15 protein-coding genes are annotated in these 16,661 nt (G+C 63.1%); 8 read left to right on the plus strand and 7 right to left on the minus strand.

Translation table 11 applies throughout. The features are described 5' to 3' along the window. Position 1: 1 nt before the first annotated feature. Positions 2 to 520 (minus strand): ankyrin repeat domain-containing protein, encoded by a 519-nt coding sequence (locus BLR92_RS16530; protein WP_089730383.1) that lies wholly within the window; start codon positions 518 to 520, stop codon positions 2 to 4. Positions 521 to 711: 191 nt separating this feature from the next. Here BLR92_RS16530 and BLR92_RS16535 point away from each other — a divergent pair, with 191 nt between their 5' ends. The 3 genes from BLR92_RS16535 (at position 712) to BLR92_RS16545 (ending at position 2,241) form a co-directional block, all read left to right on the plus strand. Continuing rightward, positions 712 to 1,500: a transporter substrate-binding domain-containing protein gene (locus BLR92_RS16535; protein ID WP_089730384.1), complete on the plus strand. Its 789-nt coding sequence runs from the start codon at positions 712 to 714 to the stop codon at positions 1,498 to 1,500. A 184-nt stretch (positions 1,501 to 1,684) separates the two neighbouring features. Then, on the plus strand, positions 1,685 to 1,942 hold the full coding sequence (locus tag BLR92_RS16540; protein ID WP_089730385.1) for a type II toxin-antitoxin system Phd/YefM family antitoxin: 258 nt from the start codon (positions 1,685 to 1,687) through the stop codon (positions 1,940 to 1,942). After that, entirely contained in the window at positions 1,930 to 2,241 is a 312-nt protein-coding gene (locus tag BLR92_RS16545) for a type II toxin-antitoxin system RelE/ParE family toxin (RefSeq protein WP_089730386.1), read from the plus strand. Before BLR92_RS16540 ends, BLR92_RS16545 begins: the two co-directional genes overlap by 13 nt. A 104-nt stretch (positions 2,242 to 2,345) precedes the next feature. Here BLR92_RS16545 and polA read toward each other — a convergent pair whose 3' ends face one another. Next, positions 2,346 to 5,129 (minus strand): DNA polymerase I, encoded by a 2,784-nt coding sequence (gene polA, locus BLR92_RS16550; RefSeq protein ID WP_089730387.1) that lies wholly within the window; start codon positions 5,127 to 5,129, stop codon positions 2,346 to 2,348. A 161-nt stretch (positions 5,130 to 5,290) separates the two neighbouring features. Between polA and BLR92_RS16555 the strand changes: the two genes are divergently transcribed. From BLR92_RS16555 to BLR92_RS16565, 3 genes are all read left to right on the plus strand, one after another. Further along, on the plus strand, positions 5,291 to 5,599 hold the full coding sequence (locus tag BLR92_RS16555) for a DUF2782 domain-containing protein (protein ID WP_089730388.1): 309 nt from the start codon (positions 5,291 to 5,293) through the stop codon (positions 5,597 to 5,599). Between the two features lie 113 nt (positions 5,600 to 5,712). Continuing rightward, positions 5,713 to 6,666: a homoserine kinase gene (locus tag BLR92_RS16560; protein ID WP_089730389.1), complete on the plus strand. Its 954-nt coding sequence runs from the start codon at positions 5,713 to 5,715 to the stop codon at positions 6,664 to 6,666. A 164-nt stretch (positions 6,667 to 6,830) separates the two neighbouring features. Continuing rightward, entirely contained in the window at positions 6,831 to 8,159 is a 1,329-nt protein-coding gene (locus tag BLR92_RS16565; RefSeq protein WP_089730390.1) for an ABC transporter substrate-binding protein, read from the plus strand. A 56-nt stretch (positions 8,160 to 8,215) separates the two neighbouring features. Here the strand turns inward: BLR92_RS16565 and BLR92_RS16570 are convergent, their stop codons facing one another. From BLR92_RS16570 to BLR92_RS16585, 4 genes are read right to left on the minus strand one after another with little or no spacing between them, the layout of a single operon-like run. Next, a complete protein-coding gene (locus BLR92_RS16570) occupies positions 8,216 to 9,442 on the minus strand; it encodes a branched-chain amino acid ABC transporter permease (RefSeq protein ID WP_245704245.1) in 1,227 nt (408 codons plus the stop codon). 5 nt (positions 9,443 to 9,447) lie between these two features. Then, on the minus strand, positions 9,448 to 10,572 hold the full coding sequence (locus BLR92_RS16575; RefSeq protein ID WP_089730391.1) for a branched-chain amino acid ABC transporter permease: 1,125 nt from the start codon (positions 10,570 to 10,572) through the stop codon (positions 9,448 to 9,450). Between the two features lie 3 nt (positions 10,573 to 10,575). Beyond that, on the minus strand, positions 10,576 to 11,283 hold the full coding sequence (locus BLR92_RS16580; RefSeq protein ID WP_089730392.1) for an ABC transporter ATP-binding protein: 708 nt from the start codon (positions 11,281 to 11,283) through the stop codon (positions 10,576 to 10,578). Further along, positions 11,261 to 12,091 (minus strand): ABC transporter ATP-binding protein, encoded by an 831-nt coding sequence (locus tag BLR92_RS16585; protein ID WP_175488838.1) that lies wholly within the window; start codon positions 12,089 to 12,091, stop codon positions 11,261 to 11,263. Before BLR92_RS16585 ends, BLR92_RS16580 begins: the two co-directional genes overlap by 23 nt. Before the next feature lie 216 nt (positions 12,092 to 12,307). Here BLR92_RS16585 and speA point away from each other — a divergent pair, with 216 nt between their 5' ends. After that, positions 12,308 to 14,206, plus strand: coding sequence for a biosynthetic arginine decarboxylase (speA, locus tag BLR92_RS16590; RefSeq protein ID WP_089730393.1), 1,899 nt, complete (start codon positions 12,308 to 12,310; stop codon positions 14,204 to 14,206). 20 nt (positions 14,207 to 14,226) lie between these two features. Here the strand turns inward: speA and BLR92_RS16595 are convergent, their stop codons facing one another. Further along, the gene (locus tag BLR92_RS16595; RefSeq protein WP_089730394.1) at positions 14,227 to 14,904 is read right to left on the minus strand and encodes a fumarylacetoacetate hydrolase family protein; all 678 of its coding nucleotides are present in this window, start codon (positions 14,902 to 14,904) and stop codon (positions 14,227 to 14,229) included. A gap of 149 nt (positions 14,905 to 15,053) precedes the next feature. Here BLR92_RS16595 and BLR92_RS16600 point away from each other — a divergent pair, with 149 nt between their 5' ends. After that, the gene (locus BLR92_RS16600) at positions 15,054 to 16,649 is read left to right on the plus strand and encodes an enoyl-CoA hydratase/isomerase family protein (protein ID WP_089730395.1); all 1,596 of its coding nucleotides are present in this window, start codon (positions 15,054 to 15,056) and stop codon (positions 16,647 to 16,649) included. Positions 16,650 to 16,661: the final 12 nt, after the last annotated feature.

The following is a 16,661-nucleotide window of genomic DNA, read 5'->3' on the forward strand; positions in this document are numbered from 1 at the left end:
TTCACCCAGCCAACTGCGCCACGCTGTCGTCGGCGCCCATGCTCCTGGCCAGATCGAGCGCCGTCATGCCGCGGCTCTCGCGGGCGTCCTTATCGGCGCCATTGGCAAGCAGGCACTCGACGACTTGCGGACGATTGAACATGGCGGCGAACATCAACGCCGTCCTGCCGTCCGGCGAGCTGCCATTGACCTCGGCGCCATGCTCGATCAATAGCCGCACCATCGGCAGATCGCCCTTATAGGCCGCCCCGGCCAGCGGGCTCTGGCCATTGTCGTTGTGCAGCTCAGGGTCGGCGCCGTGTTCGAGCAGCACCCGCGTGGTTTCGACATGGCCATGGTAGCTGGCCAGCATCAGCAGGCTATCGCCCTTGTGGTTGCGCATGTTGGGCGGCAACCCATGCGCCAGCCAGTGGCGAAAGTTCTCGCTCTCGCCCTCGCGGGCCGCATTGAATACCTGCGTGGCCAGCTCGATGGTCTGTGCGTCCGGCTCGCTGCCCGGCCCCTGCGGTGCATCACTCATCGCATCCTCCTTCAAGCGCGGTTGTCATGTTCCGAGCATACCGCCTAAGCCGCCACTTGGCGGCCTATCGGGGTAATGCACAGGGGCAATCGGTCCAGTCAGGCAAGATTCGCGACTATCGGCGAACGGTACAAACCGCCGCCGGCGTCTACGCTCGGGAGTTCAGCAACCCAACGAAAGGAACCCGCGGAATGACAAGAACGCTCAGCGTACTGGCCACCCTGACATTACTCGCCGCCGCGCCGCTACAGGCGGCGGAACCATCCGGCAGTCGCTCCCACCTGGACCAGGTCCTGAAACAGGGCGTGGTACGCGTCTGTACCACCGGCGACTACAAGCCGTTTACCTACCTCGACCCGCAGACCGAAAAATTCGAAGGCATCGATATCGACATGGCCAAGGACCTGGCCGAGGCACTCGGCGTCGAGGCTGAGTTCGTCCCGACTTCCTGGCCCACGCTGATGCAAGACTTCACTGCCGGCAAATGCGACATCGCCATGGGTGGCATCTCCGTCAACCTCGACCGTCAGCAGAAAGCCTATTTCAGCATTCCCTATTTCAAAGGCGGCAAGACGCCGATCACGCGCTGCGAGAATGTGGATAAATTCCAGACCCTGGAACAGATCGATCGACCCGGCGTGACCGCGATCGTCAATCCCGGCGGCACCAACGAGCGCTTCGCCCGCGCCAACCTCGACGAGGCGGAAATCGTCATGTACGACGACAACGTCACGATCTTCAAGCAGATCGTCGCCGGCGAGGCCGACCTGATGATGACCGACGCCATCGAGACCGTACTCCAGGCCAATCTCAACCCGGAACTCTGCGCCGTCCACCCGGAAGCGCCGTTCACCTATTCCGAGAAGGGCTATCTGCTGCCACGCGGCGACGAGGTATGGAAAGCCTGGGTGGATCAGTGGCTACACCTCACCAAGGCGACCGGCGAGTTCGACGCCATCAAGGACAAGTGGCTCGAATGATCGGTTGAAGGCTTAGCGCTCACGCCGGGTGTTTTCGACGATGCCCGGCGTGGCGATATTGTTCTGAACTCCTGTGGTTCTGAATTCAAACATTAAGCACCTGCAGCTTTCACTGCTTAAGGTTGTCTCTCGAAAAAAGTGGCACTATAGTGATACTCTCAAGCACCCCCTTGGATGAAAACCAATGAGAGTCGAGCTAGTCACCAACCTCAAGCGCCAAGCCACTAAAATCCTTGCAGAATTACATACCTCAAAAGAGGCAGTTCTGATTACTGAGCATGGCCAGCCCTCTGCCTACCTGGTCGACGTGCAAGACTATGAATTCATGCAACGCCGCCTTGAAATTCTGGAGGCTATTTCACGAGGTGAAAGAGCTATCCTGGAAGGGCGCACATATAGCCAGACAGAAGCAAAAGCGAAGCTGAGCAAATGGCTGAAGTAAGCTGGACTGAGCCTGCGCTTGCTCAGCTGGATGAAATTGCCGAATACATCGCGCTCGAGAACCTGCCTGCGGTGAGCAGACTGGTGGTAAGGGTATTCGCGGCTGTCGACCGCCTGGAGCAGTTCCCGAGATCCGGACGAAAGCCGCCAGAGCTTGCGGATTCGGTGTACAGAGAAATCGTCGTTTCGCCGTGTCGCGTCTTTTATCGTACAGAAAACGAGCAGGCGTTTATCCTGTATGTAATGCGAGAGGAGCGGAAGCTCAGAGCCTGCATGCTCAATAACGGTGTGGATAGCTAATATACGGCAACTATTCCATAACTGCTTTCGGCCGAAACTGGCCGAAAGAAGCCCGCCACCAATTAACATGAGCCCGGCCTCAACCGGGCTAATCCCCCTAACCCTCAGTGCGCTTCATCCCAGTTATCCCCGACCTCAGCCTCAACGATCAGCGGCACCCTGAGCTCAGCGGCATTCTGCATGCGCTGCTTGACCGCGCCGATAAAGTCGCCGACCTGGCTCTCCTTGACCTCGAAGACCAGTTCGTCGTGGACCTGCATGACCATCATGGCGTCGAATTCGCTCGCACCTGTCAGCGGCGTGAGCCAGGCGTCGACGTCGATCATCGCGCGCTTGATGATGTCGGCGGCGGTGCCCTGCATCGGCGCGTTGATGGCGGTGCGCTCGGCGGCCTGGCGGCGGGCGTGCTGGCGTGAGTTGATCTCGGGCAGGTAGAGGCGCCGCCCGGATACCGTCTCGACGAAGCCGTCCTCGGCGGCCTGGGAACGGGTGTCGTTCATGAAACGCGCGACCCCGGGGTAGCGGTCGAAGTAACGGTCGATATAGGTCTGCGCCTGGCTGCGCTCGATATGCAGTTGCTTGCCCAGGCCCCAGGCGCTCATGCCGTAGATCAGCCCGAAGTTGATGGCCTTGGCGCTGCGCCGCTGGTCGGGCAGCACGCTTTCCAGCGCCACGCCGAAGACTTCGGCGGCGGTGGCGCTGTGGATATCGCGATTCTCGGCGAAGGCGTCAAGCAGGCCCTTGTCTTCGGAGAGATGCGCCATGATGCGCAGCTCGATCTGCGAGTAGTCGGCGGCAACGATGCGATAGCCGGGCCGGGCAATGAACGCCTGGCGAATCTTGCGGCCTTCCTCGGTGCGAATCGGGATGTTCTGCAGGTTGGGATCGCTCGACGACAGTCGCCCGGTGGCGGTCACCGCCTGGTGGTAGCTGGTGTGAATGCGCCCGGTGGCCTTGTTGACCAGCAGCGGCAGCTTGTCGGTGTAGGTCGACTTGAGCTTGGTCAGGCCGCGATGGGCCATGATCACCTTGGGCAGCGGGTAGTCCAGCGCCAGTTCTTCGAGCACTGCTTCGGCGGTCGAGGGTGCGCCCTTGGGGGTCTTCTTGAGCACCGGGATCTTCTGCTCGTCGAAGAGGATTTCGCAGAGCTGCTTGGGCGAGCCGAGGTTGAACTCGCGCCCGGCGATTTCGAAGGCTTCCTTTTCCAGCTCGCGAATGCGCCCTTCCAGTTCCTGGCTCTGCTTGTGCAGGCGCGTTACATCGAGCGCCACACCGCCGCGCTCCATGCGCGAGAGCACCGGTATCAGCGGGCGCTCCAGGGTGTCGAGCACCTCGCTCAGGCGGCCTTCGGCCTCGACCCGGGGGCGCAGCTCACGATGCAGGCGCAGGGTCACGTCGGCATCCTCGCAGGCGTAGGGCACCGCCTGCTCCAGCGCGATCTGGTTGAAGGTGAGCTGCTTGACGCCCTTGCCGGCGATCTCCTCGAAACTGATGGTCTTCTCGCCGAGATACTTGAGCGCCAGCGAATCCATGTCGTGACGGGTCGCCGTGGAGTTGAGCACGTAGGATTCGAGCATGGTGTCGGTCAACGGCCCGACCACGCGAATGGCGTAGCGCGCCAGCACCGAGATATCGTATTTGAGATTCTGGCCGATCTTGCCCTTGGCGGGGTCCTCAAGCAGCGGCTTGAGCGCGGCGAGCACGGCGTTGCGGTCGAGCTGCTCGGGCGCGTCGAGGTAATCGTGGGCGAGCGGAATGTAGGCCGCCTCGCCCGGCTCCAGCGCCAGGCCGACGCCGACGATCTCGGCTTCCATGTAGTTGAGGCTGGTGGTTTCGAGATCAAAGCAGAACACCTCGGCGCTTTTCAGGCGCGCCAGCCACTCGTCGAATGCCGCCTGGGTGAGCAGGGTGTGGTCGTCCCGCACCGGTTTGGCCAGGGTGACGTCTTCCGGCAGCGAATCGTCATCCGCCGATGGCGTGCCGCCACTGTCCACGTCGTCGACGCCCTTGTCGCGGCCGGCGAGCAACTCGGCAAGCCAGGCCTTGAACTCCAGCTCGCGGTAGAGTTCGAGCAGTGCCTCGCGGTCGGGGTGGGCGATATCGAGATCACCGAGCCCCACCGGCAGGTTACAGTCGGTCTTGATGGTCGCGAGCTTATAGGACAGGAACGCCTGTTCGCGGTTTTCCTCGAGCTTCTTGGGTAGCGACTTGGCGCCGCGTATCGGCAGCGTGGCGACCTTGTCGAGCTCGGCATAGATGGCGTCCAGCCCGCCGACCCCTTGCAGCAGGCCCAGCGCGGTCTTGGCGCCGACGCCCGGCACGCCGGGAATGTTGTCGACCTTGTCGCCCATCAGCGCGAGGTAGTCGATGATCAACTCCGGCGGCAGACCGAACTTGGCGTTGACGCCGGCGATGTCGAGCGTCTCGTCCTTCATGGTGTTGACCAGCGTGATATGGCCGTTGACCAGTTGCGCCATGTCCTTGTCGCCGGTCGAGATCACCGCGTTACGGCCGGCCTCGGTGGCGTGACGCGCCAGCGTGCCGATCACGTCGTCGGCCTCGACGCCTTCGACGCACAACAGTGGCAGACCCAGCGCCTTCACGCAGGCATGCAGCGGCTCGACCTGGCCGCGCAGATCGTCGGGCATCGGCGGGCGGTGCGCCTTGTATTGCTCGAACAGTTCGTCGCGAAAGGTCTTGCCCTTGGCATCGAAGACCACCGCCATGGGGCTGTTCGGGTACTGCTTGATCAGGCTCTTGAGCATGTTGAGCACGCCCTTGACCGCGCCGGTGGGCTTGCCCTGGGAGGTGGTCAGCGGCGGCAGCGCGTGAAAGGCGCGATACAGATAGGAGGAACCGTCGACGAGAACGATGGGCGTGTCGGCCATGGAGAAGGTTTCCCTGATAAGGCGAATGACGCATTGGGTATCTACCCATGATACGCAAGCTGGCCCGAGCCGTCAGCGCCGCATGTGGGATGCAAAGCAACCGATTTTACGCATACACTGCATATACTGCGTCGGTTTTCGATGACGCCTTGGAGGTGCCTATGAACGTGATTCGTCTCACTCCTGCTACTCTGCTCGCCGCGCTGCTTGCGACCATCGTGCTCAGCATGTCACTAGGCGCGGCGCCAGTCGCCGCCCAGGAAGAATCGATGGCGCCGGATATCACCGTGCGCGAGGAAGAGGACCGCACCATTCGCGAATACCGCGTCAACGGCCAGCTCTACGCCATCGAAATCCAGCCGGCGGTAGGCCCATCCTATTACCTGATCGACGAGAACGGTGACGGCGACTTCCGGCGCAGCGAAAACGCCAATATCGCCATTCCCAGCTGGGTACTGATTACCTGGTAGCCTTCATGTCAGCCAGGCCCGGCGCATGTCGGGCCATTCAATGCCGCGCCCCCCTGCAATAGCACAACACTTGCCGCTACAATGGCGCGCTTGGCACTCAGGGCGAGAACAATATGGCTGTATTCACCCCGCTGAACGACTCTCAAGTTGCGGATTTTCTCGAGCGCTTCGATGTGGGCCGGCTGGTCGCTCTCGAAGACGTCGCCAGCGGCACCGAAAACTCCACCTTCTTCGTGACCACCGGGTGTCAGTCGCTGGTATTGACGCTGTTCGAACAGGGCGAGCACGACGAATTGCCGTTCTTCGTCGAGTTGCTCGATTATTTGGCCGACCATCGTCTGCCGGTGCCCGGGCCGGTACACGACTGCCACGGCATCGCCCTGCAAACGCTGGCCGACAAGCCGGCGCTGCTGTTTCCGCGGCTGCCCGGCAAACACCCCAAGGCGCCCAATCTGACGCAGTGTCGGGCACTCGGCGATACGCTCGGTCGCATGCACTTCGTCTCGCAGCGTTTCGCGGGCCACCGCCCCAATCCGCGCGACCTGCACTGGCTGCTGGCCAGCCATCATCAGGTGCTGGCCTATCTGGCGCCGGACGATCAAACCCTGATGGCCGACGAGATCGACACCTATCAGGGCGTCTTCGGCGACGCCGGTGCCCTGCCCCAGGGCGCCATCCACGGCGACCTGTTTCGCGACAACACCCTGTTCGACGGCGATACGCTGGGTGGCATCATCGATTTCTACAACGGCTGCACCGGCGACCTGCTGTTCGACCTGGCCATCGTCGTCAACGACTGGGCCAGCGACGCCGATGGCAGCCTCGATCGTGAGCGCCATGACGCGCTGATCGAAGCCTATCAGGCACGCCGGCCCTTGACCGATGTCGAACGCGAGCGCTGGCCGACCATGCTACGCATGACCGCGCTGCGTTATTGGCTATCGCGCCTGCTGGTGGTGTATGTCGACCCACCGGCGCACGAACTGACGCCTCACGACCCCGAGCGGTTCCGTACGATTCTCAAGTCGCGCATCGCGCATGGGGCATTGCCTTTGCCCAGCGCCTGACCCAACGCTGGCTGTCGCTCACGGCGCTAATGCTCTTGAAGATGACTCAAGTAGCGCTGCGCAATGCCTATCTAAACAGGCAAGAGCCGATGGATTCGCATATGCTGATTGTGCGGCAGGTCGCACCACTGCCCGCATAACAAATACAAAGGGAGGAGAACGTCATGGTTTCTTTCCATCGCAGCATATGCAGCCCTCGCCGTGGAGTGCCCAGGATCGCCGCCCTGGCGGGCAGTATCGCCATCGCCGGTTCGGCGATGTCTTCCGCACTGGCGCAAGAAGCGCCACCGACCATCACGCTTGGACAGATCGCGCCGTTCACCGGCTCGGCGGCGGAGTTCGGTCGCTTTTATGAGGATGCCGTCGCCCTGGCCGTGGAGCAGCTCAATACCGCCGCCGAGGAAGTCTTCGGCGGGCCGATCATCGCCAGGCACATCACCGAGGATACCAACACCCTTCCCGCGCCGGGCATCGAGGCGGCGCGCAAGCTGGTCGAGGTCGATGGCGTGGCGGCTATCGTCGGTGGCTGGTCGAGCGGCGTGACCACGGCGATCGCCGAGTCGGTGAGCATTCCGTCCGGCGTGCTGCAGGTGGCCAATGGCGCCACTTCGCCACTCATCTCGGTACTGCCATCGGATGAGCAGGCGGACCTCATCTTCCGTACCACCTCGCCCGATACGTTACAGGGCATCGTCGCCGCGCAGTTGGCCAACGGCGAGATCATCGACGACTATAAATTCAAGACGGCCGCGACCATTTACATCAACAACCCCTACGGCCAGGGGCTGTCCAACTCCTTCACCGAATCCTTCGAATCGCGAGGCGGCAAGGTAGTGGCGCAGGTTCCTCACCCCGAAGAGGTACAGCCGACCTATCGCTCCCAGTTGTCGACCGCCTTGGAGCAGGACCCCGATCTGCTGATGGTGGTCAGCTATCCCGGCCACACCGCGGTTATCCTCCAGGAGACGCGCGACTTCTTCGACATGGATGAATGGCAGTTCGTGGATGGCAACAAGTCCACCGCCGTACTCGAAGCGGTCGGCGCCGAGACACTCGCCGGCAAGTACGGAACGTCGCCGGGGCAGAACCCCGCGAGCCCGGGCTACGAAAACTTCTCCAAAGCCTACGACCATCAGCGAATCCCGCCGTTCACGGCATCCGCCTACGACGCAGCCATCGCCATTGGGCTGGCCACCGCCGCAGCGATCGCCAGCGGCGAGGAGCAGTTGACCGGCGAGGTGCTGCGTGATCACCTGCGCCCGGTTTCCAACCCGCCCGGCAAGGAGATTACCGGCGGCTCCCAGGAGGCGATTACCCAGGCCATGAAGATGATCAAGGAAGGCCAGGACATCAACTACGCCGGGGCATCCGGCGCGGTCGATTTCGACGAGCAGGGCGATGTAGTCACACCGATCGAGGTCTGGAAATTTACCGCCGATGGCGGGGTCGAAACGGTGGAATACCAAAGCGCCGAGGAGATTCCCGAAAAGTAGCACCAACCGGCACCAGCGCAACGAGATCGGCCGCCGGAAACGGCGGCCGATCTCGTTCAGGTTTTCGTTCGCGGCACCTTTTTAGGTAGCTCTCTAGGTAAGAACAGCGAAACCACCTTCTGCTCCTGGAGCAGTCCCTTGGGCCGGTAGAGCACGATCAATTCCAGCAGTATCGCCACCAGCATCCAGCGCAAATAGGGGCTGCGCGAGGCGAAATCGTCCGAGATCAGGCTGAGTAGCGGCGTAATGGCATCGGCGAGAAAGGCCGTGCCGCTCCACACCCCCCAGATGATGAACGCGCCGAGAATGGCGCCGCGATTGTTACCGCTGCCACCCAGCATCAGCATTACCCAGACCAGAAACGTCGCGAACAGCGGTCGGAAGTGGCTGTAGGAAATCGAGATGACATAGGGGCCGTACAGCGCCCCGGCGATGCCCATGATCACGCCGCCCACCACGAACGACTGCACGCGCAGCGAGGCTACGTTCTTGCCGTTCATGGCGGCGGAGGCCTCCTCCTCGCGCACGGCGCGCAGCGCCCGCCCCCAGGGCGAGCGCGAGATCCGCTCCAGGGCCACGTAGATGACCGCGACGAACACCGCGACGATGACCAGGTAAGGGAAGATATAGTCGCGTTGCGCCAGCGGCGTCAGCCAGGTGGCCAGCGAGTCGGGCAGCCAGGCACAGGCGGGATCTTCCACCAGGCAGGAAAGCGGTCTTGGGATGCCGCGCAGCGGCTGTGGGCCATTGGCCAGCCAGCGCTCGTTCTGGAAGGCCAGGCGAATGACCTCGGCGATGCCCAGGGTGGCGATGGCGAGATAATCCTCGCGCAGCTTGAGTACCGGAATGGCGATCAGAAAGGCCACCAGCCCGGCCACGATGGCCGCCGCCAATACACCGACGAGGAACGGCATTTCCAGGCCGAATGCCTGCTTGGCGTAGTTGGCCAACAAGCCGGTGGGCATCGACATGGTGAATAGCGCCGAGGTAAAGGCACCGATCGCGAAGAAACCGGCAATGCCGAAATTCAAATGCCCGGTCAGCCCCCATTGACTATTCAGGCCCAGGCTGAGAATGGCGTAGATGCCCGCCATGATCGAAAACGACACCAGATACGCCAGAATGCCGGTCGGCAACATGGCGACCAGCAGTACGGCCACGGCAAATCCGCAAGCGGCGGCGGCGGGTATTCGTAGCGCCCAGTGCAGGCGAATCAGCCGCAGGCCGATCAGCACCAGCGGAATGGCGACAAAAATCGCTTTGACCCATTGTTCCTGTATCAAGGTCGCTACCCTCCCGGCTTGCCGAACAGCCCTTGCGGGCGGAGTATCAGCATCACGATCATCAGGATGAAGGCGATCGCCGGACCGTAGGCCGGGTTGAGGAACGCCGCCGACATCTGCGTGACGATACCGATGATCATGGCCCCGACCAGCGCGCCAAGCGGGCTGCCGATGCCGCCCATGATGGTCCCGGCGAACATCGGCAACAGCAGCCAGAAACCCATCTCGGGGCGTAGCTGCGAGGTCAACCCGTACATCGCGCCGCCCGCGGCGGCCAGGGCACCGCTGAGCACCCATGTCCAGGCGATCACCCGCTCGGTGTCGATGCCGCGTACCTGGGCCAGTTGCGGGTTATCCGCCGTGGCGCGCATGGCCTTGCCCATGCGGGTCCGGGTCAGCAGCAGGTAAACCAGCAATACCAGGGCCAGGGCGAGCGCGAGGATGAAGAGCTGGTCGGCCTGCACGCGCACGTTGAACGGCAGGTTCAGGGCCGGGTTGGGCCTACCCTGATAGAAGAAGTGAAAATCCGGTCCCCAGATCATGTAAATGCCGCTACGCAGAAAGAACGCCATGCCCAGCGAGGCCATGGCGAACAACACCAAGGCGGCGTTCTGGTTCCTGAGCCGACGATAGATCACCCGATCCACCGCCAGCGCCACCAGGCCCACCACCGGCATGGCCACGACCAGCGCGGCGAGAAACTCCCAGCCGAACGAGAACGGCCCCAGTCGCGGCCCTTCGGGCAGTACCGCCATCACCGCGAAGGCGGTATAGGCGCCGATGGCAACGAGCGCACCATGCGAGAAATTGGGAAACTTGAGGACGCCGTAAATCAGCGTGAGACCGATGCTACCCAGCGCCAGGACCCCGCCGAGCATGACGCCCCATACCGCCAGGGTCAGCAATTGTCGGGTAGCGACCGGCTGGGCGCCACCCAACAACCACATCGCGAAGAATATCGCCACCACCAGCACGATGACGCCGACCCGGCTGTGAACGAGGGCGGTGATGCGTTTGCCCGCGCCGCGCCTTGGCGCCTCGGCCATCGCCAGGTCGTCCGTATCGTCATGTTGCGGGCTCGGCGCGCCGGCGCCGCGATCCGCCGGCCTATCGACTCCAGGTTCGCTCATCGCCTAGCCTCCCAGGTACAGTCGGCCAACTTCAGGGTCTTCGAGTAGCGACTTGGCCGCGCCCTCGAAACGATTTTCGCCATTGGCCAATACGTAACCCCGGTGCGCCATGCGCAGCGATTCCTGTGCATTCTGCTCGACCATCAATACGGCCACTCCCGTTGCGTTGATCGTGACGATACGCTCGAAAATCATGTCCACCAGCTTTGGCGACAGCCCCGCCGAGGGCTCGTCCAGCAGCAGCAACACCGGATTCAGCATCAGCGCGCTGCCCATCGCCACCATCTGGCGCTGGCCGCCGGACATGGTGCCGGCCTTCTGCCGACGACGCTCCTTGAGGACCGGGAAAAGCTCGTACACGCGCTCCTTGGCGGCGTCGATTTCGCGCTTCTCCAGCGTGAAGCCACCCAGCTCCAGGTTTTCCTCGACCGAGAGCGTGGTGAAGACATTGGCGACCTGCGGCACGTAACACATGCGCTGAGCGACGATCTCGAACGGGGAATAGCGCGAGATATCCCGATCGCCCAGCGTGATGCTGCCCTGCCAGGGGTGGAGCAAGCCGAACACGGCTTTCATCAGCGTGGATTTGCCGGCGCCGTTGGGGCCGATGATCGAGACGATCTCGCCCTCGTTCACCGCGATGGAGACGTCGGTCAACACCTCCATGTCAGCGTAGCCGGTGGTAATGCTATTGACGTTCAGCAGCGGCATACTGACCACCCAGGTAGGCTTCGAGAACACGCGGGTCGCTGCGCACGGCATCGGGCGGGCCTTCCATCAGCTTGCGACCCTCGCTCATGACGATCACCGGATTGCACAGCGACATGACCATATCCATGTCGTGCTCGATCAGCAGGAAGGTGATGCCGCGCTCGCGGCATAAATACTGGATGTTTTCGGTGAGTCGCTTCATCAGCGTGCGATTGACCCCCGCACCGGGCTCGTCCAGCAGTACCAGGTCGGGGTCGGCCATCAGCGTGCGCGCCAGCTCCAGCAGCTTCTTCTGGCCACCCGAGAGGTTGGCGGCATATTCCTGCTCGAGATGCGACAGGCTGACGAACTCCAGTACCTCGCGTGCCTTGTCGCGGTTTTCCCTTTCCTGGCGCCGGACTTCGCCGGGGCGCAACCAGGCATTCCAGAAGCGCTCGCCGATCTGGCCGGGCGGCACCAGCATCAGGTTCTCGAGTACCGTCAGGCCCTTGTGCTCGCGGGGAATCTGAAAGGTCCGGCAGAGCTTCTTGCTGAAAATTTCGTGGGGCGCGAGAGCGGTGATGTTCTCGCCCTTGAAGACCACACGCCCCGAGTCGGGTCGGTGGAACCCGGTAATCGCCCCGAACAGTGTCGTCTTGCCCGCCCCGTTGGGGCCGATCAGCCCGGTGATGGTGCCTCTGCGAACCTCCAGGCTACAGCGATCGATGGCCTGCAAGCCGCCGAATCGCTTGCTCAGGTTGCGCACGCCGAGCAGTATCTCGCCGGTCGCTTCCGGTTCATCGTCGTTGCGGGGCGGAGGTGATGGCATTTTTTGTCGTTGTGTCATTCATCACTCACTATCAATGCGTTACCTGCTTACGTGAGCCTAGTCCAAGAACGCGCCGCCCACTAGCTCGCCGCCGACCGGCCTGCTCGCTAGGCAGTCAACACATGCAGCGGCATAATGCCGTGCCGCTACGGAATTCGACCCACAGACGGCTCGGGCCAGACACTACCCAAGTCAGAAACGATCCAGGAGAGCGCCATGACCTCACCCGCCGCCAAGGCGCGCCGCACCTACAATATCGACCAATGGGGCAGCGGCTACTTCGATGTCGACGATCAGGGCCATGCCGTGGTCAGGCCGTTGGGCAGCGAGATCGATGGCCCTGCCTTGCCGCTCGATGCGCTGACCGATCAACTGCGCGAAGCCGGCCTGCGCCTGCCGGTGCTGGTGCGTTTTACCGATATCCTGCACGATCGCGTCGAGCAGCTCTGCGCGGCCTTCGATGCGGCGATGCACGAAGAAACCTATCGTGGCGGCTATACCGCCGTTTACCCGATCAAGGTCAACCAGCAGCGCCGCGTGGTCGAGGAGATTCTCGCCACCCAGGAGCGCGGCCACGGCCGGGTCGGCCTGGAAGCCGGCAGCAAGCCCGAACTGCTGGCGGTACTGGCGCTGTCCGGCGATGGACCCTCGCTGATCGTGTGTAACGGCTACAAGGATCGCGAGTACGTGCGCCTGGCGCTGATGGGCGAAAAGCTCGGCCACAAGGTCTATCTGGTGGTTGAGAAATACTCCGAACTGACGCTGATTCTCGAAGAGGCCGAGCGTCTCGACGTGCGCCCGCGTATCGGCCTGCGCGCGCGACTGGCCTCGGTGGGCAAGGGCAAGTGGCAGAACACCGGCGGCGAGAAATCCAAGTTCGGGCTGACCGCCACGCAGATCCTCGGCGTGGTCGAGCGGCTGCGCGAGGCCGGCGCGCTCGATAGCCTGCAACTGGTGCATTTTCACCTGGGTTCGCAGATCGCCAATATCCGCGATATCCAGCGCGGCCTGCGTGAATGCGCGCGCTTCTATCAGAGCCTGCGCGCGCTCGGCGCGCCGGTGGATACCGTCGATGTCGGCGGCGGCCTGGGGGTCGACTACGAGGGCACCCGCTCGCGCAGCTTCTGCTCGATCAACTACTCGATGCGCGAATACGCCGGCAACGTGGTGCGCGCCTTCCATCAGGCCTGCGAGGCCGAGGGCGTGCCGCATCCGCATCTGATCTCCGAATCCGGGCGCGCGCTGACCGCCCATCATGCGGTGCTGATCACCAACGTGATCGGCGAGGAACGCATTGGCGAGCAGCCACCGGCTCGCGGCGTCGCGGGCGACCCGCAGGTCGACGAGCTGTGGAGCGTTTTCGAGCGCCTGGCGACGATGAGCGAGCCACGCGGCCAGGTCGAGGCCTATCACGATCTGGTCCAGGCGCTCGGCGAATTGCAGGAACGCTTCGTGCTGGGCCTGGCCAGTATCGAAGCGCGTGCCGAAGGCGAATCGGTCTATTTCACCGCCTGTCAGCGGCTACGCGCCAAGCTCGACAGCCGCAATCGCGCGCATCGCGAGATCATCGACGAGTTGGCCGAGAAACTCGCCGACAAGCTGTTCGTCAACTTCTCGTTGTTCCAGTCGGTGCCCGATGTGTGGGGCATCGAGCAGATATTCCCGGTATTGCCGCTCAGCGGGCTGGATCGCGAGCCGACTCGGCGCGGGGTGATTCAGGACATCACCTGCGATTCCGATGGACGCATCGACAGCTACGTCGACGGCCAGGGCCTGGAATCGACCCTGCCACTGCCCGAGTGGGACGACGGTGACAAGCTACTGGGGTTATTCCTGGTCGGCGCCTATCAGGAAATTCTCGGCGATCTGCACAACCTGTTCGGCGACACCGACTCGGTGGATGCCGCCCTCGACGGCGACGGCAACTGGCGGCTATCGCATGCCATTCATGGCGATAGCGTGGCCGACGTGCTGCGTTACGTGAACTTCGACGCCGAGGTGCTGTACCGCCGGCTCAAGGCCCAACTCGACGCTAGCGGCCTGGGGCGGGACGACCGCGAGACGTTCATGGCCGATCTCGCGGCCGGCCTGGAAGGCTATACCTACCTTGAGTGACTAGCGGCGATAATCGCCAATCAGCCGGCGGTGCGGGTGGTCAGCTCGAGCGCCGGGCTGCCCGCCAGACTCAACGCGAAACGCAGCTCGCCATCGCGCGGCAACGGGCCGACGCCGGCCGGCGTGCCGGTCAACACCACATCGCCCGGCTCCAGGGTGAAATGCTGGCTCATCTCGGCGAGCAGTGCCGGCACCGCAAACAGCATGTCGCTGCCGTGCCCGGTCTGGCGACGCTCGCCGTCGATATCCAGGCTGAAGGTCAGCGCGTTCCAGTCGGGCGGCGTGTCGACGGCGACGAACGACGACAACGGGCAGGCGCCATCGAAGGACTTGGCGATCTCCCACGGGTGGCCCTTCTCCTTGAGTCGCGCCTGGACGTCACGCAGGGTCAGATCCAGCGCCAGACCGACGCCCACCACTGCACGCGCGGCGGTCTGCGGCGCGGCGTCGCTCAGCGTTTCGCCGATCAGCAGTGCCAGCTCGGTTTCGAAATGCACGTCACCGCGATCGAAGGGCGCCGCGACGCTCGTCTCCAGCGAGACAGCACTGGTCGCCGGTTTGATGAACAATAGCGGCGCGCTGGGTACCGGATTATCGAGTTCTCGGGCGTGCTCGGCGTAGTTGCGACCGATGCAGACGATCTTGCCCAACGCCTGGGAAAAGGGCCGGCCATCGCTGAAATGGGGAACGAAACGCATGCGGTGTGTCTCCTCGAAGCGGGCTGTCTACGGTAATGCCATGAAGTTTACCCCAGCGCGCCAGTCGCTTCACACGCTACTATGACGCCTCAATAGAGACGCGTTACGCTTGCCATGCCGTTAGAAAAACCCTTATTCAAGGTTTCGCAATGCAAAACGAAGTCAGTTATACGCGCCATGCTCGTATTGGCGTAATTCGTATCGATAATCCACCGGTCAATGCGCTCGGCCAGGCCGTGCGCCAGGGGCTTCTCGATACGCTTCGGGAGGCGCTTACCGACGACCGGGCCGAGGCACTGGTGTTGCTGGCCGCCGGTCGCACCTTTATCGCAGGGGCGGACATTCGCGAATTCGGCAAGCCACCGCAGGCACCGCTGCTGCCCGATGTAATCAACACACTCGAAACCAGCGCCAAGCCGCTGATCGCGGTGCTGCATGGCACCGCGCTGGGAGGCGGTCTGGAGGTCGCGCTCGGCTGTCATTTGCGTATCGCCCTCGCGGGCACCCGCGTCGGTTTGCCCGAGGTCAAGCTCGGCCTGCTGCCCGGTGCCGGTGGCACGCAACGCCTGCCACGCCTGGCCGATATCGACTGCGCGCTGGACATGATCACCAGCGGGCGCTTCGTCGACGCCGACGAGGCCCTGGCCAACGGTATCGTCGACGACGTGGTGGCCGATACCGATCCGCTGCAAGCGGGCCTGGTCGCCGCCGAAAAATTGCTGCAGGGGCAATACACAGCGCGCATCACCGGTGAGCTGCCCGCGCCGACGACCGCTTCAGACACCTGCGAACGCTACCGCCAGCGACTGACGCATGACGTTCCCTACCTGTTCTCGCCGTTTCGTTGCGTGGACGCCGTCGATGCAGCTTGCCGGTTGCCCTTCGCCGAAGGCCTCGAGCGCGAACGCGAGCTGTTCCGCGAATGCATGGGATCAACGCAGCGCGGCGGTATGATTCACGCCTTTTTCGCTGCGCGCGGTACACACAAGGTACCGGGCGCCGACGCCGATTCGTCGATGAACGTGCTCGGCCTGCTGGGCAATCACCCCCTGTTCGAAGCCTTGTCTACGCATGCCACCAAGGCCGGTGTGCGCCTGATTGATCTTGATGACGACACCGACAACGATGCCGGCATGGCAGTCCAGGCCTACCTGGTCGCGCCCGACGTCGATGACCGTCGGCGCCGGGCAATCCACGACGCGCTGCCTGCGGGCACCCCATGGGTCGACGTGACGACATCACAAGACACGCCGCAAGCGCTACCTGCCCAGCCCAGTGACGCCACGCTGGTGCTCGTATCGCGAGGCGCGAGCCAGCCGATCTGCGAGTTGGTCGATCGCGCCGACGATCCCGCGCTAATCCAGGCGCTGGCCAACACCCTCAAAAACCTCAAGCGCCCAGTGGTGGTAACCCGCGATGAAAGCGTTATCGCCGCACTCGAAGCGGCGCTGACACGCACTCTGGCCCATGCCGGCAATGACAAGACCCGAACCGTTGCCGCCTGGCGTGCCGAAGGCTGGAACCTTTCACCCTGGCTGGCGAGTGATAACCCCACCGAGAAGGCTTGCGATGATAGTGAGCGCTACCGTCGCCCACTGGATATCGCTTGGCAGAAAACCGCCAAGGCGCTGGTCGAGGCCGGCTGCGTGCATCGCGATAGCGATATCGACGTACTGGCGGTGCAAGCCTTCGGCTTCCCTGCGCACCTGGGCGGGCCAATGTTCCGGGCGGGATTATCAAACTAGCTATACACGGCT

The organism is Modicisalibacter muralis (assembly GCF_900102945.1).
Taxonomy (GTDB): Bacteria; Pseudomonadota; Gammaproteobacteria; order Pseudomonadales; family Halomonadaceae; genus Modicisalibacter; species Modicisalibacter muralis.